The organism is Streptomyces bottropensis ATCC 25435 (assembly GCF_000383595.1).
Classification (GTDB): domain Bacteria; phylum Actinomycetota; class Actinomycetes; order Streptomycetales; family Streptomycetaceae; genus Streptomyces; species Streptomyces bottropensis.
The window spans coordinates 2,925,554-2,944,827 of the sequence record NZ_KB911581.1; the positions used below are offsets into that span (position 1 = coordinate 2,925,554).

Genomic DNA, 19,274 nt, shown 5'->3' on the forward strand with positions numbered 1-19,274 from the left:
AACGGACGGGAGGGTTGTGGAGGGGGCGCATAGGGATGCATGACGCGAGTCGGTGCCGAAAAACGACCGCAGAAGCGGAGGTATCCGGCATAGTGCCGGACCTCGCGGTAAGTCCCGTGAGGTCAATCTCCACTGAACCCGCACGCCCCGGTCACGGTGAGCGTCCTGACGAACACCGTCCGCCCTGGTCGGACGTGAACATCCCTCACCTCTGCGGGACGGGCGGGCCGCACCGAGCCCGGCGCGAGGGCGGGGGCGGGAGCGCGGCGTGCCGACTGCCGCCGGGCCCGCCGCCAAGCCCCTCGTGCTCGGCCGTGTGGCCGGTCGTCGTCGCGGTCGAGGGTGCCGGGAGGGGTGTCCGTCGTGCCTGCGGTCTCGCCGGCCTCCTCCGTGCGGGGACCGCTTGCCGCCGGGCCGTCGGCCGGGTTTCCGCCCGGTCGACGGTCGCCTGCCTCGCGCTCGGCCGTACAGCCGGTCTCGGCGGGGAGGAGGGCTGTCGGAAGGGGGTGCGTCGGGCCTGTGCCGCGTCCGGCCTTTGTCGCGAGGGGGCTGCTTGCCTCGGACCGAGGGGCCGTCGGGTCCAGGTCGGCGTTCCGTCCCGCCCCCGGTCAGATCTCCCGTGCTCGTCCGTGCAGACGGTTTCCGCCGGAGAGGATGGCTGCCGCGAGGGCGTCCGCCGCGCCGGCCGCCGTGCCGGGGCGGCGGCCGTGGACGAGGACGAAGTCGACCTCGCCCAGCTCCGGCAGTCCGGCCCGCTCCGGGACCCGGACCAGGCCGGGAGGCACCAGGCGGCGGGAGTGCGCCATCACGCCGAGGCCCGCGCGGGCGGCGGCGATGAGCCCGTTGAGGCTTCCGCTGGTGCAGGCGATGCGCCAGGAACGGCCCTCGCGCTCCAGCGCCTCCAGCGCCAGGGCGCGCGTGATGCCCGGCGGCGGGTAGGCGATCAGTGGGACCGGACGGTCGGGGTCGACTCGGAGCCGCTCCGCGCCGATCCAGACGAGCCGGTCCGTCCACACGGGTTCGCCGCGCGGGTCCTGCGGGCGCCGCTTCGCCAGCACCAGGTCGAGCCGGCCGGCCGCGAGCCGCTCGTGCAGCGTGCCCGACAGCTCGACCGTCAGCTCCAGATCCACCTCGGGATGGTCGTGCCGGAAGGCCTCCAGGATCTCCGGGAGCCGGGTGAGCACGAAGTCCTCGGACGCGCCGAACCGCAGCCGCCCGCGCAACCGGGTCCCGGTGAAGAACGCCGTCGCCTGCTCGTGCACCTCCAGCAGCCGCCGGGCGAACCCGAGCATCGCCTCGCCGTCCTCCGTCAGCTCCACGGAGTGGGTGTCCCTGGAGAACAGCTGCCGCCCGGCCGCGTCCTCCAGACGGCGGACATGCTGGCTGACCGTGGACTGACGCAGCCCCAGCCGCCGGGCGGCCTGCGTGAAGCTCAGCGTCTGGGCCACGGCGAGGAAGGTGCGCAGATGGGAGGGCTCGTACACGAGCGCCACCCTACTCGGTCATCGCAAAACGTGATGACAGTCAGAACGGTATGACGGATTCCCGATCAAGGGGTCGAGGAGGACGATGGAGAGGGGCCTTCCGGTCCCGGACACCACCCTCGCCGACAGCACGTGGAGCACCGTGAAACGCCTGAAGTGGCCGAGCCGGCTGCCGATCGACCCCTACATCCTGCTGCTGCTCGCGACCGTGGGCGTCGCGGCGCTCCTCCCGGCCCGGGGAACGACCGCCGAGGTGGCGTCGGGCGCGTCCACCGTCGCGATCGCCTTCCTCTTCTTCCTCTACGGCGCCCGGCTCTCCACCCGTGAGGCGCTCGACGGCCTCAAGCACTGGCGGCTGCACGGCACCGTCCTGGCCTGCACGTTCGTCGTCTTTCCGCTGCTGGGCCTGGCGGCCCGGGGCCTGGAACCGGTGCTCCTGAGTCACTCCCTCTACACCGGGCTCCTCTTCCTCACCCTCGTCCCGTCGACCATCCAGTCCTCGATCGCCTTCACCTCGATGGCCCGGGGCAACGTGCCCGCCGCGATCTGCGCGGGCTCCTTCTCCTCCCTCGCCGGCATCGTCCTCACCCCGCTGCTCGCGGCGGCCCTGCTCGGCGGCAGCGCCGGTGGGTTCTCCGCCGACTCGCTGCTGAAGATCGTGCTCCAGCTGCTGGTCCCGTTCGTCGCCGGGCAGCTCGCCCGCCGCTGGATCGGCGCCTTCGTCACCCGCCACAAGCGGATCCTCGGCCTCGTCGACCGGGGCTCCATCCTCCTCGTCGTCTACGTCGCGTTCAGCGAGGGCATGGTGCGCGGGATCTGGAGCCAGGTCAGCCCGCTGCGGCTGGCCGGACTCCTCCTCGTGGAGGCCGTCCTGCTCGCGGTGATGCTCCTGCTCACCTGGTACGGCGGCAAGGCGCTGCGCTTCGACCGGGCGGACCGGATCGCCATCCAGTTCGCCGGCTCCAAGAAGTCCCTCGCCTCCGGACTGCCCATGGCGAGCGTCCTGTTCGGCCCCGAGGCCTCCCTCGCCGTCCTGCCACTGATGCTGTTCCACCAGATGCAGCTCATGGTCTGCGCGGTCATCGCCAAGCGCCGCGCGCACGACCCGGTGGAGCCGGCCGTCACGGAGGAGCGAGACGAAGCGATACGAACCGCGGTCGGTACAGGGACACGTTCCGCGTGATGTTCAGCTGCGCCGCCGCCGCGTCGGCGTCCAGCCAGTTGACGTCGTAGCTGAGCACCAGGCGCCCGTCGTCCGCCGTCCGGTGCGCCTGGGGGTTGTACGCCGCGACCCCGCTGTTCGGCAACGGGGGACGGAACCCCTTGGTGGGCCCGTGCCACGGCCCGGTGGGGGAGCAGGCCCAGTACGCGGTCACGGTCGTCAGCCCCGCCGTCCCGGCCGCCATGGTGAGCAGCACATAGGTACGCCCGTCCCGTACGACGGTGAAGGCGCTGCCCACCCCCTTGTCCGCCCCGTTCCCGAGCACGGGCGCCCGCCGCCCCCGCACCTCCCAGCGCGCGCCGTCCCAGTACTCCCACGCCCCCGGCTCCCCGAGCCTGCCGCGCGGCACCCGGGCGACGTACGCGTGCGAGGTCGGCCGGGAGGCGGCCTGCGCGTCGGTGCCGCCGTAGACGTAGGTCCAGTCACCCGCGTCGACGGCCGTCGTCCCGAACAGCACCCGCCGGGCCGGATCGGCGACCGACGCCTGGTCCAGCACCGTCGTGATCCCCTCCAGCCGCAGACCGGGCAGCGACAGCGTGGCCACCTCCGTCGAGGTGGGCACCCCGTAGATCCACGGCGCTCTGCCGGCCGTACGCGTCCACAGCAGCACCCGTACGACCTTCTCGTCCGAGCCGGGGGAGCGCGGCTCGACCCGGGCGGCCACCGGCCAGCGCCAGTGCTGCGGGGCCGGGTCCGGGAAGACGGGGGCCGGGAGCGTGGCTTCGAGGCGCCCCGAAGGGGACATCACCACGGCCGAGTTGCGCACCAGCGGCGTCGCGATGTCCCGCCATGCCACGGACTCGCCCGCCGGGTTGGGCGGGGGGTGCACCTGGCCCAGATACGTGTCCGAGAACAGCCACAGCAGCCGTCCGTCCGGGAGCCGCACCGAGTGGGTCCCGTCGCCGCCGGTCCAGTCGTCGGTACGGGTCGCGTCGTCGCCGTACCGGGTGAACTCGCCGGTCAGGGCCGGGTCCGGGTCCCAGTCCCGGACCGTACGCGCCGTGCAGGCGCCGCCGCCCTCCCGGTCGTCGTCCGGGAGGGCGGTGAGCAGCACGGCCGCGAGGGCCAGGACCAGGGCCAGGATCAGGACCGGTCCGGCCCCCGTCCGCTGTCGTGCTCCTGCGTCATCGGGCACGGGAGGGACGTTAGTTGCCCGCGTCCACCCGGTCCATGGGCAGACGCAGGATCTCGCCCCGGGTCGTCGCGTCCCGCGTGGCGAGCCCGGCCACCTCCACGTCGCTCAACGCCCGGTCGTACAGCCGTACTTCGTCGATCGCGCCGGTGAAGTGGGCCCGGCTGTCGACCCGTTGCCCGATGTGCACGCCGAACGGCGCGTTGCGGCTGACCGAGCCGGGGACGTCGGCGGTGGCGAACGGGGTGCCGTCGACGAAGAGGGTGAGCTGCCCGCCCCCGTCGCGCCGCAGCACCAGCTGATGCCACTGCCCGTCGTTGTACGCGCCCGTGGACCGCACCGACGCCGTCCGGGGCGGCGAGGCGCCGTCCCGCACGGTGATCAGGCCGGTCAGCCGCCCGGCCGCGGGCTCCCCGCGCACCCACACCTGCGGCTGGGTCGTCCCGACCCCGCCCATCCACAGCATCGGCTGCTCCCCGGCGGTCGCGGTGTACCGGAACCGGAGCGAGGCGGTGAAGTCCTTGGTGCCGAGCGGGAGCCGGGGCCGGTAGGGCAGGCGGACGGCGTCGTCGACCCCGTCGAACTCGATCGCGCCGCCGGCCGTCCCCACCGTCGGCCGGGCACCACCGAGGACGGCCGCCGGACGGCCGCCCGGGGCCCGGTCGGGCGTCCTCGGGTCGGGGCCCCGGCGCGGCTTCAGCCAGTCCTCGGTGAACCGGGCGAAGCGGATCTCGTCCCGGGCGTCGAGGGCGCCGCCCTCGTACAGCAGCCCCACGACATCGTTGCCACGGGTCCCGCCACCGATCCGGACCAGGTCCGAGTAGCCGGACCAGTCCGTGGTGACGACCGTGCCCCGGTCCACGCTCTCCCAGGTGCGGCCGCCGTCGTAGGAGGACCGGACGGCCATCGTCCGGCGGCGGTCGGGGTCGGCGGGGGCGGCCAGCAGCATCCGGCCGCCCAGGCGCAGCACGGACCCCTGTACCTGGGGTGTGTACAGGTCAGGGAGGGCCCGGAAGGGCGCGGCGAACGTGGTGCCGCCGTCCCGGCTGACCGTCTGGGCGCGATGGCCCAGGTCGGTGCCGTCCTGCTCGCGCCCGCTGACGAGCAGCGAGCCGTCCGCGCGTTCGGCGAGCGTCAGCTCCGACGGCTTCTGGCGGAACGTGCCGTCGTCCGCGATCGGCCACGAGTCGGTGGCGCCGACCTTCCAGTTCTCCCCGCCGTCGTCGCTGGTCACCAGCGCCGCGTGGTTGGCGCTGACCCGGCCGTCCGCCCAGCTCTCGGCGTTGACCCCGAGGACCAGCCGCCCCGCGTGCCGGCCCCGGGTGAGCTGGACCCCGTGCACGGGGCCGGTGGCGTACCAGGAGTTCCAGCCGGCCGGGCGGATCTGGTCGCCGAGGCCGCGCGGCTCGGACCAGGTGAGTCCGTCGTCGTCGCTGTACTGCAGGTGCGGGGCCCGGTCGCAGGGGACCTCGCAGCTCGCGCTGTCCAGGCGGCCCGTGTTGTACGTCTCCGCCAGCACGACGCGGCCGGTCTCGCGGTCCACGACCGGCGCGGGGTTGCCGTGGGTGTCGCCCCCGCCCGCGTTGACCACCCGCAGCGGACCCCAGGTGCGGCCGCCGTCCGTGGACCGCTTGACCACGAGGTCTATGTCGGCGGCGTCCCCGCAGTTCAGTACGCGTCCCTCGGCGAAGGCGAGGAGGGTGCCCGCGGTGGTCCTGACGATCGCCGGGATCCGGAAGCAGGCGTAGCCGGGGTCCTGCGAGGCCTTGAAGAGGACCTGCTGCTCGAACTCGGCGGTGGTGGGGGCCTGTCGGGGCGCGGCCCCGGCGGGGTGGGGGAGGGCGAGGAGGGCGGTGGTGGTGAGCACCGCGGTGAGGGGAGAGGTGAGGGATCTGAGACGTGCGTGAAGACTCGACGGCACGATGCGGCCAGCCCTTCATCCGTCTGGAGGATGGGACATCGGACGTCCTACGTCCGACGTGCGGCCCACGACGGTACTTGGGGGTTCTGGGGCTCACAAGAACCGTGCGGGTGGTCGGGCGTGTTTTCGCGGGAGGGGCGGGGGTTCGGATACGTCGGCGTGGCTGAAAGCGATGGGCGTGGCCCCCTGTTTCTCAGGGCCCAATGCGGAGCGAAAGGCGGGGCCCCCGGGGCGCAGGGGGCGCTCCCCGCCACCAGGGGCCCCGCCGTCGTGGAGGCGGGCCCCGTCAGCCCCGGTCGGCCGCGGCCCGCAGAGCGATCCGGTGCTCGCCCGCGTACACGTTCATGGAGGACCCCCGCAGGAACCCCACCAGCGTCAGCCCGGCCTCCGCCGCCAGATCCACCGCGAGGGACGACGGCGCCGACACCGCGGCCAGCACCGGTATCCCCGCCATCACCGCCTTCTGCGCCAGTTCGAACGAGGCCCGCCCCGACACCAGCAGCACCGCCCGGGACAGGGGCAGGCCGCCGTTCTGCAGGGCGCGGCCGACCAGCTTGTCGACGGCGTTGTGCCGGCCCACGTCCTCCCGTACGTCGAGCAGTTCACCGTCCTCGCCGAACAGGGCCGCCGCGTGCAGACCCCCGGTCCGGTCGAAGACCCGCTGCGCCGCGCGGAGCCGGTCGGGGAGGCTCGCGAGGAGTTCGGGGTCGAGCCGGACCGGGGGAGCCTCACCGCCGTGGGTGTCGTCGACGGCCCAGCGGGCGGTCGTACGGACGGCGTCCAGCGACGCCTTGCCGCAGAGCCCGCAGGACGAGGTCGTATAGACATTGCGTTCGAGGGTGATGTCCGGGATCACCACACCCGGCGCGGTCCTCACGTCCACCACGTTGTACGTGTTCGCCCCGTCCGCCGTCGCGCCCGCGCAGTACACGATGTTCTGCAGGTCCGACCGCTCGGCGAGCACCCCCTCGCTGACCAGGAACCCCGCCGCCAGCGCGAAGTCGTCCCCCGGGGTGCGCATGGTGATCGCGAGCGGCTTGCCGTTCAGCCGGATCTCCATCGGCTCCTCCGCGACGAGCGTGTCCGGGCGGGTGGAGACCGCGCCGTCCCGGATGCGGATCACCTTGCGTCGTTCCGTGACTCGTCCCATGTCGTGTCTCAGTCCCGGTTCTGTACGTGCTGATAGCCGAAGCGGCCCTTGATGCAGAGGTTGCCGTGGGTCACCGGGTTGTCGTGCGGCGAGGTGACCTTCACGATCTCATTGTCCTGCACGTGGAGGGTGAGGTTGCAGCCCACTCCGCAGTACGCGCAGACCGTGGTCGTCTCCGTCTGCGCCGACTCGTCCCAGGTGCCCGCCGCCCGCATGTCGAACTCCGATTTGAAGGAGAGCGCGCCCGTCGGGCACACCTCGACGCAGTTCCCGCAGTACACGCAGGCCGAATCGGTCAGCGGGGCGTCGTGCTCCACGGCGATCCGCGCGTCGAAGCCGCGCCCGACGACCGAGATCGCGAACGAGTTCTGCCACTGCTCCCCGCAGGCGTCCACGCACTTGTAACACAGGATGCACTTGTCGTAGTCCCGGACGTACAGCTCGTTGTCGACCCTCGGTTCCTCGTCCAGCCGGGCCGCGTCCGGGCCGAAGCGGTCCGGTTTCGCCTCGTACTCCTTGATCCACCCCGCGGCCTTCGGCGTCGTCGAGAGGTCGACCGACGACGCGAGGAGTTCCAGGACGACCTTGCGGCTGTGCCGCGCCCGCTCGGTGTCCGTCCGCACCCGCATACCGGGCTCGGCCCTGCGGGAGCAGGCCGGGACGAGGGTCCTGGCCCCCTCGACCTCGACGACACAGACCCGGCAGGCGTTCTTCGGCCTGAGCGTGTCGCCCTCGCAGAGGGTGGGCACGTCCTTGCCGGCGGCCCGGCAGGCGTCCAGGATCGTCGAGCCCTCGGGCGCCCGCACCGGCTCACCGTCGAGGGTGAACTCCAGCAGACGACGCGGCACTCCCAGCGGGATCACGGTCATTCGTACGCCCCCAAGCGGTCGATGGCGGATTCCACGGCGTTCCACGCGGTCTGCCCGAGACCGCAGATAGAGGCGTCCCGCATCGCGCGGCCGACCTCCCTGAGCAGCGCGATGTCACCGGCCGCCGCCGCGCCGGTCCGCCCGGCGATCCGGTGCAGCGCCTCCTCCTGCCGTACGGTCCCGACCCGGCACGGCACGCACTGCCCGCAGGACTCGTCGCGGAAGAACTCCGCGATCCGCAGCAGCAGCCGGGGCAGCGGCACGGTGTCGTCGAAGGCCATCACGACCCCCGAGCCGAGCGTGGTGCCCGCCTCCCGCGTCCCCTCGAAGGTGAGCGGGATGTCCAGCTCGTCGGGCCGTACGAAACCACCGGCCGCGCCGCCGAGGAGCACGGCCCGCAGCCGCTCCCGCACCCCGGCGAGGGCGAGCAGGTCGCCGAGGGTCGCACCGAAGGGCAGCTCGTAGACGCCGGGCCGGTCCACGCTGCCCGATACGCAGAACAGCTTCGGTCCGGTGGAGCCGCCGGTGCCGATCGCCGCGTACGCCGGGGCGCCCATGGTCAGGATCGGCAGGACGTTCACCAGGGTCTCGACGTTGTTCTCCACGGTCGGCTTGCCGAACAGGCCCTTCTCCACCGGGAACGGCGGCTTCGAGCGGGGCTCGCCCCGGTAGCCCTCGATGGAGTTGAACAGGGCCGTCTCCTCGCCGCAGATGTAGGCGCCCGCGCCCCGGCGGATCTCGATGTCGAAGGTGTAGCCCTGGCCGAGGACGTCGTCGCCGAGCAGACCCCGGGCGCGCGCCTGGGCGAGGGCGTTCTCCAAGCGGCGCAGGGCCCGCGGGTACTCACCCCGCAGATACAGGTGGCCCCGGTGCGCGCCGGTCGCGTACCCGGCGATGGTCATCGCCTCGACCAGGGAGAACGGGTCGCCCTCCATGAGCACGCGGTCCTTGAAGGTGCCCGGCTCGGACTCGTCCGCGTTGCAGACGAGGTAGTGCGGACGGTCGGGCTGCGACGCCGTGGCCTGCCATTTGCGGCCGGTGGGGAAGGCGGCGCCGCCGCGCCCGACCAGGCCCGAGTCGGTCACCTCGCGGATGACCCCGGCGGGGCCCAGCTCGAAGGCCCGCCGCAGGGCCGTGTAGCCGCCGTGGGCGCGATAGTCGTCGAGGGAGGTCGGATCGACGACGCCGACGCGGCTCAACAGGGTCAGGGAAGGGTCCTGGGCCTGGGGCACCGCCATGACGGCCGGCGGCTCCTCTTCCGCCGAGTCGGGCGCGCTCGCCGCGAGGACGGCCGCCTCGGCGGTCGCGGGCGCCGCGACCGCCGTGCGCACCGGATCCCCCGCCTTGATCGCGAGCGCCGCCGGCGCCCGCTCGCACAGCCCCAGACACGGGCCGCGCTGCACGCTCACCCCGCTGCCGGGGCCGAGACGGGCCTCGACCCCGGCGCACAGCTCGGCCGCCCCGGCCGCCGCGCACGCCAGGTCCGTGCAGACGTGCAGCACGGTGGCCGGGCGCGGCTCGACCGAGAACATCGCGTAGAAGGTGGCCACGCCGTAGGCCTCCGCCGGCGGCACGGTCAGCCGACGGCAGAGATAGTCCAGCGCACCCTCACTGATCCAGCCGATCCGGTCGTTGAGGGCGTGCAGCCCCGGCAACAGCAGGTCACGGCGGTCCCGGGCCTCCCGGCCGCCCCGCGCCCACCGCAGATCCTCGGCCCTCGTCGCGTCGCGGGCCGCGCCCTGCCAGGAGGATTCCGGCGGGCCGAGCAACGCGTCGACGGCCGCCCTCTCCTCGTCGGTGGGCTTGCTGCCACCGAAGTGCAGGTCCACTTGACATCACCTCACGATGGTCGCGACGGGCAGCTTCTCGATCCGGATCGCCGACGCCTTGAACTCCGCCGTGCCCGCGATCGGGCAATTGGCCTCGATCGTCAGCTGGTTGGTGTCCACCTCGTCGGGAAAGTGCATGGTCATGAAGGCGAGGCCGGGCCGCAGGGCGAGGTCGATCCACACGGGCGCCACCACCGATCCGCGCCGCGAGGACACCTGGACCTCCTCGCCCACCGCGACCCCGTAGCGCTCCGCGTCCTCCGGACACAGCTCGATGTACTCCCCGCGCCGCAGCGGCGAGGCGTAACCGCCGCTCTGCACACCGGTGTTGTACGAGTCGAGCCGCCGCCCGGTGGTGAGCCGGATCGGGAACCGCTCGTCGGTCAGGTCCACCGGCGGATCGTGCCGCACGATCCCGAAGGGCGCGAGCGGGCCCCGGCGCGCGGGGTCGGGGTCCCACAACCGCCCGTGCAGATAGGACGGTTCGAGCCGGTCCGGGTCCGGGCAGGGCCACTGGATGCCCTGCTCCCGCGCGAGCCGTTCGTACGTCATCCCGTAGTGGTCCGGCGACACCGACCGCAGCTCGTTCCAGACGGCCTCGGCGTCGGCGTACTTCCACTCGTGCCCGAGCCGCGAGGCCAGGTCGCAGATGATGTCGATGTCCTCGCGGGCCTCGCCCGGGGGAGTGACGGCACGGCGGACCCGCTGGACCCGCCGTTCGCTGTTGGTGGTCGTGCCGTCGGTCTCCGCCCATCCGGCGGTCGCGGGCAGCACGACATCCGCCAGCTGGGCCGTTCTTGTCAGGAAGATGTCCTGGACCACGAGGAAGTCCAGTTGCCCGAGCCGCCGTACGGCCTGCTCGCTGTCGGCCTCGGACTGCGCCGGGTTCTCCCCGATGCAGTACACGGCCTTCAGCGAGCCCTCCTCCATGGCCTCGAACATCTCCGTCAGGTTCAGCCCGTGGTGCGGCTGGATGACGGTGTCCCACGCCGACTCGAACTTCAGCCGGGACTCCGGGTCGAGGATGTCCTGGAAGCCGGGCAACCGGTTGGGGATGGCGCCCATGTCGCCGCCGCCCTGCACGTTGTTCTGGCCGCGCAGGGGCTGCAGGCCCGAGGCGTAGCGGCCCACGTGGCCGGTGAGCAGCGAGAGATTGATCAGCGCGCGGACGTTGTCCGTGCCGTTGTGGTGCTCGGTGATGCCGAGCGTCCAGCACAGCTGGGCCCGTTCGGCCCGGGCGTACGCGTGCGCCAACTCCCTGACGGCGGCGGCCGGTACGCCCGTCACCTTCTCGGCCAGCGACAGCGTCCACGGTTCGACGAGCGCCCGGTACTCCTCGAAGCCGCTGGTCGCCCGCTCGATGAACGCCTCGTTGGCGAGGCCCGCGTGGATGATCTCCCGGCCGATCGCGTGGGCCATCGGGATGTCGGTGCCGACGTTCAGCCCCATCCAGCTCTCCGCCCACTCGGCGGTGGAGGTCCGCCTCGGGTCGACGGCGTACATCCGGGCGCCGTTGTGGATGCCCTTGAGTACGTGCTGGAAGAAGATCGGGTGCGCGAAGCGGGCGTTGGAGCCCCACATCACGATGACGTCGGTGTGCTCGATCTCCTCGTACGAGGAGGTGCCGCCGCCCGAGCCGAAGGCGGCCGAGAGGCCGGCCACGCTCGGCGCGTGACAGGTGCGGTTGCAGGAGTCGACGTTGTTGGTGCCCATGACCACGCGGGCGAACTTCTGGGCCACGTAGTTCATCTCGTTCGTGGCGCGGGCGCAGGAGAAGAGGCCGAACGCGTCGCGGTTGCGGGCGAGGCCCCGTGCGGCGCGGTCCAGCGCCTCCTCCCAACTCGCCCGCCTGAAGGGCTCGTCGCGGCAGTCGCGGACGAGGGGATGGGTGAGCCGGGTGTAGGTCTTCGGGGTCCGGTCGCGTTTCCTCATACGACGCTCCTCATGCCGCGCTCCTCAGCGCGAGCAGGTCCGAGATGGCGTGGACGGTGCGCAGGGTGGGCACCTCGACACCCGTGATGTCCGCGAGCTCGACGACGGCGGCCAGCAGGACGTCGAGTTCCAGCGGTCTGCCGCGCTCCAGGTCCTGGAGCGTGGAGGTGCGGTGGTCGCCGACGCGTTCGGCGCCCGCCATCCGCCGCTCGATGGAGACACCGACCTCGCAGCCCAGCGCCCGGGCGACGGCCAGGGTTTCGGCCATCATCGTCTCGATGACCTGGCGGGTGCCGCCGTGCAGACACTCCCCCGGAGGGGGCGCCCCCAGCCGCATGGTCGCCCTGGCCAGGGCACTGATCGGGTTGAACGAGATGTTGCCGAGCAGCTTGATCCAGATGTCGCCCCGCAGATCGGGCTCCACCGGGCACTTCAGCCCACCGGCGACCATGGCCTCGCTGAACGCCCGGCAGCGCGGCGAGACCGTACGGTCCGGCTCGCCGACGGAGAAGCGGGTGCCTTCCAGGTGCCGTACGACACCGGGCCCTTCGAGCTCGGTCGCCGCGTAGACGACACAGCCGATGGCCCGTTCGGGCGCGAGCACCGCACTGACCGCGCCGCCCGGGTCGACGCTCTCGACACGGTGGCCGTCGTGCGGGCCGCCGTGCCGGTGGAAGTACCACCAGGGGATGCCGTTCTGGGCGGCGATCACCGCCGTGGTGCTGTGGAGCAGGGGCTCGATCAGCGGCCCGCACGCCGCGTACGAGTGGGCCTTCAGGCCCAGGAAGACGAAGTCGACCGGGCCGATCTCGGCCGGGTCGTCGGTGGCGTGGGCGCGGGCGGTGAAGTCCCCGCGCGAGCTGAGCACCCGCACCCCGTCCCGCCTCATGGCCGCGAGATGTGGTCCACGGGCGACGAGGTGCGTGTCGGCGCCGGCGCGGTGGAGCGCGGCGCCGACGTAGGCGCCGATCGCACCGGCGCCGAGAACTGCGACTTTCATGGTGAGGGAGCTCCGTTCGGTCGAGGGATACCGCGGAGAGGGCACGCTTCGCTACCTAAATCTGTCGACGAAATATTGTCTACAGTATGGAAGTTGGAGCGGCAAGGGTTCACGCAACGGCCGGGCAAGGCATTGCCCGGACATGACGGTGGCCGGTACCCGGGCATGAGGGTGGCCGTTACCCGGGTATGACGGTGGCCGGCCTCCGGCACGGCGGTGCCAGGTGCCCGGCCGTGTGGGTGGCCGAGGAACGACCGTTCGGCGCGCGCTGCATACCGCTCACCGCATACGGCCGACGCGCCGCCTTTCCAACCCCCTTCGGCACTCCCTACCGTCCGGGATCATGAGTCCCCCCGTCGCACCCCCGGGCTGGAGCCGCTGGCTCGTCCCCCCGGCCGCGCTCTCCGTTCATCTCTCCATCGGGCAGGCCTACGCCTGGAGCGTCTTCAAGCCGCCGCTCGAATCCGCGCTCGGCCTCAGCGGCACCCAGAGCGCACTGCCCTTCCAGCTCGGCATCGTCATGCTGGGTCTGTCCGCCGCGTTCGGCGGCACCCTCGTCGAGCGCAACGGGCCGCGCTGGGCGATGACGGTGGCGCTGCTCTGCTTCTCCTCCGGCTTCCTGATCGCCTCGCTCGGCGCGGCCACCGAGCAGTACTGGCTGATCGTCTTCGGCTACGGCTTCGTCGGCGGGATAGGCCTCGGCATCGGCTACATCTCGCCCGTCTCCACCCTGATCAAGTGGTTCCCGGACCGGCCCGGCATGGCCACCGGCATCGCGATCATGGGCTTCGGCGGCGGCGCGCTCATCGCCTCGCCGTGGTCCGCCCAGATGCTGGAGTCCTTCGGCTCCGACTCCTCCGGCATCGCCGTCGCCTTCCTGGTCCACGGACTGTCGTACGCCGTGTTCATGCTGCTCGGGGTGCTGCTGGTACGGGTGCCGCGCACCGAGAGGCCGGTCGACACGGGACCGGGCGTCCTGGACGGTCCGCAGGTCTCGGCCCGCAACGCCATCCGTACCCCGCAGTTCTGGTGCCTGTGGGTCATCCTCTGCATGAACGTCTCCGCGGGCATCGGCATCCTGGAGAAGGCCGCCCCGATGATCACGGACTTCTTCGCCGACTCCTCCACCCCGGTCACCGTCACCGCGGCCGCCGGCTTCGTCGCGCTGCTCTCCGCGGCCAACATGACCGGCCGGATCGTCTGGTCCTCGACGTCCGACCTGATCGGACGCAAGAACATCTACCGCGTCTACCTGGGCGTCGGCGCGCTGATGTATCTGCTGATCGCCCAGTTCGGCGACTCCTCCAAGCCGCTGTTCATCATCTGCGCCCTGGTCGTCCTGTCCTTCTACGGCGGCGGCTTCGCCACGATCCCCGCCTACCTGAAGGACCTCTTCGGCACGTACCAGGTCGGTGCCATCCACGGCCGGCTGCTCACCGCCTGGTCCACCGCCGGCGTCCTCGGACCGCTGATCGTCAACTGGATCGCGGACCGGCAGGAGGAGGCGGGCAAGTCAGGCCCCGACCTGTACGGCACGTCCTTCTTCATCATGATCGGCCTGCTCGTGATCGGCTTCGTCGCCAACGAGCTGGTCCGGCCCGTCGACCCCCGCTTCCACATCCCCGCCCCGAGGGAGGCCACCGATGTCGTCCAGCGACAGCAGTCCGAATCCGCCTGACCGGCGCCCCCTGATCGTCTTCGCGTGGATCTGGGTGGGCGTACCGCTCGCCTACGGACTGTACGAACTCGTACGGAAGGCCACGCAACTGTTCACCGGGTGAGCGCCGCGACCGTGCTGTGCCGATGCCGATGCCGATGCCGATGCCTGTGCCGAGACCCGGGCATCGGCATCGGCACACTCACGTCGCGGACCGGTCCTCGGGGGTCGTCGGCCGATGCGCCGTCACGGCGGTGGGGAGGGTGACGGCGGCGCTGTCGCGCCGGACGCCGGAGCCGGCTGTGGGCCGGTCGGGGGCGGCGCGGTCCAGCCAGAGCAGCAGGAGACCGAGCGCGCAGGCGAGCGCCGGCCAGTAGACGTAGCGGTAGTTCGTCGCCGGCACGATGGGCAGGTAGCCGAGCACGTAGGCCAAGGAGCTGATGCCCAGCGCCCGGATCGGCAGGGAGAACCTCCCCCGGCCCGGCCGGATGGTGAGCACGAGCGCGACGGCGAGCCAGAACCACCCCCGAAAGAGCGGCCGCAGATCGGTGGCCGCGCCCACGACGTACGAGGCGAGGGTGGCTTCGAGCCGGGGGCGGGCCACTTCGATGCCGAGGTCGTTGGCGAAGACACCTTGCTGGTACACGTAGCCCGTCTCGAAGAGCAGGGCGGTGAAGAGCCGCAGCCGGTACTGGAGGTAGCCGGAGGCGTGTCCGGGCATCTCGCGCAGCCACAGGGAGGTGAGCTGGTCCGCGTCCCGGGACAGTCCGTCCGGCGAGCGTTGGTAGCAGGCCCAGTAGGCGTCCGACACGGCGTCGACGCGGTCGCACTCCTCGGCGGCGGCCACCAGGCGGTCCCGCAGCTCCGGCCGGACGTCGGCCGACCGCAGTTCCTCCACGGTCAGGACGTGGACGAGATCGTCGAGCAGGATCTGCGCGCCCTGATCCGTCTGCACGGGCCGCGCGAACATGGAGATCGCCGCGGCGGGCAGCACGACGGCGGCCACCAGCGCCGCCGTGCACGCGGCCCACGTGCGACGCCCGGGGGAGTGCCACAGCGCGAGGACGAGCAGGACGAACATCGGAATGGCGGCGAGGAAGGCGTTCTTGCGCACGAGCACGGCGTAGGCGAGGAAGAACACGCCGAGCCAGAGCAGAGCCCAGCGCGTCCGGGCGGACAGGCCGCTGTCCCGCAGCCGCAGCCCGACGAACGCCACCGCGCAGGCCGCCAGCAGCGCGCAGGCCGCGTGCACGTCCTTCCACACCACGCCGACGAACGTGAGCACGGGGGGAGTCAGTCCGAGGCCGAGGACGGCGAGCGAACCGGCACGGCTCGCGGTCATCTCCCAGACGCACCGGGCGAGCACCCACAGCGCGCCCCACAGGACGACGGACTGGAGGACGGCCATGGACGCGGGCGTGCCGGTGACGGCGATCAGTGCGCGCCACAGCAGGCTCAGCACGGGTGGATGCCAGTCGGTCAGCGGCGTCCTGCCCATGGCCTGCCGGAGCTGGTCGATGCTGTCGGGACTCATGAACCCGGGGGTGAAGACGATGCTCGTGGCCACGCAGCACGCCACGGCGACAGCGGTCAGCCACCAGATCCAGTGCTTTTCGCCCTGAATATGCACCTTTCGTCCCATGTGGCGGATGCTAACAGCGTCGACGGGACCGTACGGGTCAGGGCGCGGCGCGGAGCAGAGTGCGGCGCGGATCGGAGCGCGACACGGATCAGGGTGCGACGAAGACGTAGCGCCGGTAGGTGAAGAAGCGGAACAGGGTGGCGAGGACCCAGCCGAAGACGCGGGCCGCGTTGTCGCTGCCCATCGATTCCAGCCCGAGCACCTGCCGCGAGGCGAAGACCGTGCCCGCGGTGATGGCGACGCCGACCACGTTCACGAACAGGAACAGGGCCAGTTCCTGCGTCATGTTCGCGCGATGCCGGTGGCGGTAGGTCCAGTAGCGGTTCCCCGCCCAGCTGAAGAGCGCCGCGGCGGTCGTCGCCACGACGGAGGCCCGTACGGGGGCGGCCCCCATCACCCCGCCCTCCGTGCCGCCGGGAAGGCCGAACACCAGCAGGTTGTAGCCGCCGTTGTCCACCGCGAAGGCCAGCGCCCCGACCATCCCGAACTTGGCGGCCTCGCGCCAGACGCCCCGGATGGCGTCACGCACACGCAGCGCCGTGGATACGAGGACCAGCACACGGCGAGAGTAACGACCCGGCGCGTCCCGGCCGTCCGGACGCGCCCATAACGCATTATTTCCTCTCATCACTCGTAATTCTGTCGTCATCCGACGCCGGGTCAGGTAGGGAGTGGCCGTGCAACCGACGATCGCGTGTGTCGTGCCGTGTCACAACGAGGAGGCCGCTGTCGGCAAGGTGGTGCGCGACCTGCGGACGGCGCTCCCCGAGGCGCTCATCTACGTGTACGACAACGCCTCGACGGACCGCACGGTGCAGGTCGCCCGTGAGGCGGGTGCGATCGTCCGCGAGGAACCGCGCAAGGGGAAGGGCAACGTCATCCGGCGGGCGTTCGCCGACGTCGACGCCGACGCCCTGCTCCTGATCGACGGTGACGACACCTACGACGCGTCCCGGGCGCGCGACCTGGTCAACCTGCTCTTCGAAGGGCCGTACGACCAGGTGGTCGGCGCCCGCCGCGAGACGGGCAGCGCCGCCTACCGGGTGGGGCACGCGACCGGCAACAGGCTGCTCACCGGCGCGGTGCGGTCCCTGTTCGGCAACGACGTGACCGACATGCTGAGCGGCTACCGCGTTTTCTCGCGCCGCTTCGTCAAGTCCTTCCCGGCGCTGGCCCGCCAGTTCGAGACCGAGACCGAGATGACCATCCACGCCCTCCACCTCCGGCTCCCCACAGCCGAGTTGGAGGTGGACTACCGGGTCAGGCCCGCCGGGAGCGAGAGCAAACTGCGCACCTTCCGGGACGGCTGGCGCATCCTGCGGGTCATCCTCGATCTCGCCCGGCGCGAGCGGCCCTCACTCGTCCACACCGTGGTCGCGGGAGTCCTGGCCTTCGTCTCGGTCGTCCTCGGCATCCCCGTCATCGCCGACTTCGTCCGCACGGGCACCGTGCCGCGCATCCCCACGGCGATCCTCGCCGCCGCGATCATGACGATCGCGGTGCTCGTCCTGCTCGTCGGGTACATCCTGGAGTCCCTGATGCGCATGCGTCAGGAACACTCCCGCCTCGTGCACCTCGCCTACGCGGCGCCGGGCCGGCCACCGCGCTACACCGGCCACCGGCCCGGCACCGGTCCCGTCCCCGCCAGGAACATCTCGGAGCGTCCTTAGACGTCGTTTCACTTGGCGAGTCAGCGATAGTTGATCGGGCTGGTGTCTATGACGGTGAAGGCGAGGAAGTGCTCGGGCTTGCACTCGTTGCGTCGGTGCAGTCGGCGGCAACCGGAGATCAAGGACTTGGTGCGCTTGACGAACCAGAGGTGTCCGCCCAGTCGCTGCGACTTCGATGCGGTGGCTGGCTGGTCCGTGGCCGCACCGGCCGGTCGGCGCGGCCGATCAGCCGGTCTTGGGGGCGCAACGCATGCCGATGTAGACGCAGCGTGTGCCGTCGGGCAGGGCGGAGAAGATCACCGGTGTGTAGTCCGTGCTGAAGGCTGAACCCACGCCCGTGCCGGCGAAGGCCGTCTCCGTGACCGGCAGCAGGTTGATCTGCAGGGGCTTTGAGAGGTCCTTCATGCCGTCGACGAACTCGTAGAGTGCGTGCCCGGAGCCGTCCTTCTCGGTCACCGTGATGATCACACCCTCGCGCCGGTACGTGCCGATGAGCGGTGTCCAGTCCACCACGGGTGGCGTGGCGGACGGGGCGAAGGGATCCGGCATGGTCACCCCGGCCAGGTCGGCGAGAAGCTCGCGGTAGAGCGCTGCGTACACCTCACGCGCACCGCCGCCGTTGGTGAGCAGCGCGACGGCGACGTCGGCCGAGGGCACCACGCGCAGGTAGGCGTACTGCCCGATGGAGGCGCCGTCGTGGCCGTAGCCCTCGACGCCGTTCCAGTCGTACAGGGTCCAGCCCAGACCCCAACCGTCCGAGCTGACCGTCCACTTGTCGGGACAGTCCACCACCCGGCGTTGCATCAGGGCGACCGTCTCCTCGGAGAGCACGCGGGTGCCGTCCTCGGCCACGCCGCCGGCAAGGTGCATCCGTGCGAGCCGGGCGAGGTCGCCCGCAGTGGCGATGACCCTCCCGTACGGGCCCGCCGATCGCGGCATCATGTCCCACTCCGGCGCCGGGTCCGGCGCCTGGCCGGGCTCGCCCAGGTGTCCCATGGCCGCGCGGAAGCGCAGCGCCTCTTCGGGCAGCGTCATGGTGCGAGTGAGGCCGAGCGGGGTCAGGAGCAGGTCCTTGAGGGCCTGGTCCCAGACCTTGCCGGTCACCACCTCGATGATCCGGCCGAGCACGTTGTAGCCGACGCTGCTGTACGAGATCGCGCTGCCGGGCGGGCAGTCGAGCGCCACGTCCTTCGCGGCCTCGACGTACTTGGCGAGGCAGTCGTCGCCGCGCCCGCTGTCGTGATTGAAGTCGCAGGTGAGACCGCTCGTGTGGCTGAGCAGCCGGCGGACGGTGATCATCGCGGTCGCCGCGGGGCCACCGACGGAAAACTCCGGCAGCACGTCCGTGACCGGTGCGTCCAGGTCCAGCAGGCCGTCCTCGACGAGCCGCATGACCAGGGTGGCCGTGTAGATCTTGGCTATGGATCCCATCTGGAAAACCGACTCGGTCGTCGTCTCCACGCCCGTACCGCGATGCAGGACGCCGCTCGCGCACTCGTGGACGGTCCCGTCGACGAGGACGGCCAAAGACGCTCCCGGCACGTGGTGTTCGGCGCAGAGCTGGTCGAGGCGGGCCTGCCACCGGGCGAGATCCAGCTTCCGCCCGGTCGAGTTACGGGTGCCCCACGCCCCTTCGGCACTCCAGTCGCCCTTTTCGTCAAAGTTCGTACCGTTCAGCACAGCCGACTCCCCTCCATTGCGCACGGTGATCCTCGATGCGAACACTGTACGCACCGAGGATCCTCGTTCGCAACACGCGTACGGTG

At 71.7% G+C, this 19,274-nt stretch carries 15 protein-coding genes and 1 pseudogene; 4 read left to right on the forward strand and 12 right to left on the reverse strand.

Annotated features, from left to right (window positions below; all coding sequences use genetic code 11):
* Positions 1 to 608 precede the first annotated feature (608 nt).
* Positions 609 to 1,484, reverse strand: coding sequence for a LysR substrate-binding domain-containing protein (locus STRBO_RS0112850; protein ID WP_028796625.1), 876 nt, complete (start codon positions 1,482 to 1,484; stop codon positions 609 to 611).
* Between the two features lie 85 nt (positions 1,485 to 1,569).
* Between STRBO_RS0112850 and STRBO_RS0112855 the strand changes: the two genes are divergently transcribed.
* Positions 1,570 to 2,667: a bile acid:sodium symporter family protein gene (locus STRBO_RS0112855; protein WP_005482493.1), complete on the forward strand. Its 1,098-nt coding sequence runs from the start codon at positions 1,570 to 1,572 to the stop codon at positions 2,665 to 2,667.
* On the opposite strand, the gene STRBO_RS0112860 is transcribed toward STRBO_RS0112855, so the two are convergent.
* From STRBO_RS0112860 to STRBO_RS0112890, 7 genes are all read right to left on the reverse strand, one after another.
* Positions 2,606 to 3,841: a glycoside hydrolase family 183 protein gene (locus STRBO_RS0112860; protein ID WP_020114282.1), complete on the reverse strand. Its 1,236-nt coding sequence runs from the start codon at positions 3,839 to 3,841 to the stop codon at positions 2,606 to 2,608. The two genes, STRBO_RS0112855 and STRBO_RS0112860, sit on opposite strands and share 62 nt — an antisense overlap.
* Positions 3,842 to 3,851: 10 nt before the next feature.
* On the reverse strand, positions 3,852 to 5,759 hold the full coding sequence (locus STRBO_RS0112865; RefSeq protein WP_005482496.1) for a sialidase family protein: 1,908 nt from the start codon (positions 5,757 to 5,759) through the stop codon (positions 3,852 to 3,854).
* Positions 5,760 to 6,045: 286 nt separating this feature from the next.
* Positions 6,046 to 6,909 (reverse strand): formate dehydrogenase accessory sulfurtransferase FdhD, encoded by an 864-nt coding sequence (fdhD, locus tag STRBO_RS0112870; RefSeq protein ID WP_005482497.1) that lies wholly within the window; start codon positions 6,907 to 6,909, stop codon positions 6,046 to 6,048.
* An 8-nt stretch (positions 6,910 to 6,917) separates the two neighbouring features.
* Positions 6,918 to 7,778 carry a 2Fe-2S iron-sulfur cluster-binding protein gene (locus STRBO_RS0112875; protein ID WP_005482498.1) on the reverse strand — a complete coding sequence of 287 codons (861 nt, stop codon included), beginning with the start codon at positions 7,776 to 7,778 and terminating at the stop codon, positions 6,918 to 6,920.
* The gene (locus tag STRBO_RS0112880; protein WP_005482499.1) at positions 7,775 to 9,607 is read right to left on the reverse strand and encodes an NADH-ubiquinone oxidoreductase-F iron-sulfur binding region domain-containing protein; all 1,833 of its coding nucleotides are present in this window, start codon (positions 9,605 to 9,607) and stop codon (positions 7,775 to 7,777) included. The genes STRBO_RS0112875 and STRBO_RS0112880 overlap by 4 nt, the downstream gene beginning before the upstream one ends.
* Positions 9,608 to 9,613: 6 nt before the next feature.
* Positions 9,614 to 11,539 carry a molybdopterin oxidoreductase family protein gene (locus STRBO_RS0112885; protein WP_005482500.1) on the reverse strand — a complete coding sequence of 642 codons (1,926 nt, stop codon included), beginning with the start codon at positions 11,537 to 11,539 and terminating at the stop codon, positions 9,614 to 9,616.
* Between the two features lie 10 nt (positions 11,540 to 11,549).
* A complete protein-coding gene (locus tag STRBO_RS0112890; RefSeq protein WP_005482501.1) occupies positions 11,550 to 12,539 on the reverse strand; it encodes a 2-dehydropantoate 2-reductase in 990 nt (329 codons plus the stop codon).
* 343 nt (positions 12,540 to 12,882) lie between these two features.
* Between STRBO_RS0112890 and STRBO_RS0112895 the strand changes: the two genes are divergently transcribed.
* Positions 12,883 to 14,217, forward strand: a complete 1,335-nt coding sequence (locus STRBO_RS0112895; protein WP_005482502.1) for an OFA family MFS transporter — start codon at positions 12,883 to 12,885, stop codon at positions 14,215 to 14,217.
* Positions 14,183 to 14,320 carry an MFS transporter small subunit gene (locus STRBO_RS43750; RefSeq protein ID WP_005482503.1) on the forward strand — a complete coding sequence of 46 codons (138 nt, stop codon included), beginning with the start codon at positions 14,183 to 14,185 and terminating at the stop codon, positions 14,318 to 14,320. The genes STRBO_RS0112895 and STRBO_RS43750 overlap by 35 nt, the downstream gene beginning before the upstream one ends.
* A gap of 78 nt (positions 14,321 to 14,398) precedes the next feature.
* Here STRBO_RS43750 and STRBO_RS0112905 read toward each other — a convergent pair whose 3' ends face one another.
* Both STRBO_RS0112905 and STRBO_RS0112910 read right to left on the reverse strand, forming a co-directional pair.
* Positions 14,399 to 15,838, reverse strand: coding sequence for a hypothetical protein (locus STRBO_RS0112905; RefSeq protein WP_005482504.1), 1,440 nt, complete (start codon positions 15,836 to 15,838; stop codon positions 14,399 to 14,401).
* A gap of 88 nt (positions 15,839 to 15,926) precedes the next feature.
* Entirely contained in the window at positions 15,927 to 16,397 is a 471-nt protein-coding gene (locus STRBO_RS0112910) for a GtrA family protein (RefSeq protein WP_005482505.1), read from the reverse strand.
* Between the two features lie 112 nt (positions 16,398 to 16,509).
* On the opposite strand from STRBO_RS0112910, the gene STRBO_RS0112915 reads away from it, so the two are divergent.
* The gene (locus STRBO_RS0112915) at positions 16,510 to 17,508 is read left to right on the forward strand and encodes a glycosyltransferase family 2 protein (RefSeq protein WP_005482506.1); all 999 of its coding nucleotides are present in this window, start codon (positions 16,510 to 16,512) and stop codon (positions 17,506 to 17,508) included.
* 20 nt (positions 17,509 to 17,528) lie between these two features.
* On the opposite strand, the pseudogene STRBO_RS44550 reads toward STRBO_RS0112915, so the two are convergent.
* Both STRBO_RS44550 and STRBO_RS0112920 read right to left on the reverse strand, forming a co-directional pair.
* Positions 17,529 to 17,678, reverse strand: a pseudogene (locus STRBO_RS44550) (IS5/IS1182 family transposase); the annotation flags it as partial.
* Between the two features lie 55 nt (positions 17,679 to 17,733).
* Positions 17,734 to 19,188, reverse strand: a complete 1,455-nt coding sequence (locus tag STRBO_RS0112920; RefSeq protein ID WP_020114285.1) for a serine hydrolase domain-containing protein — start codon at positions 19,186 to 19,188, stop codon at positions 17,734 to 17,736.
* Positions 19,189 to 19,274 lie beyond the last annotated feature (86 nt).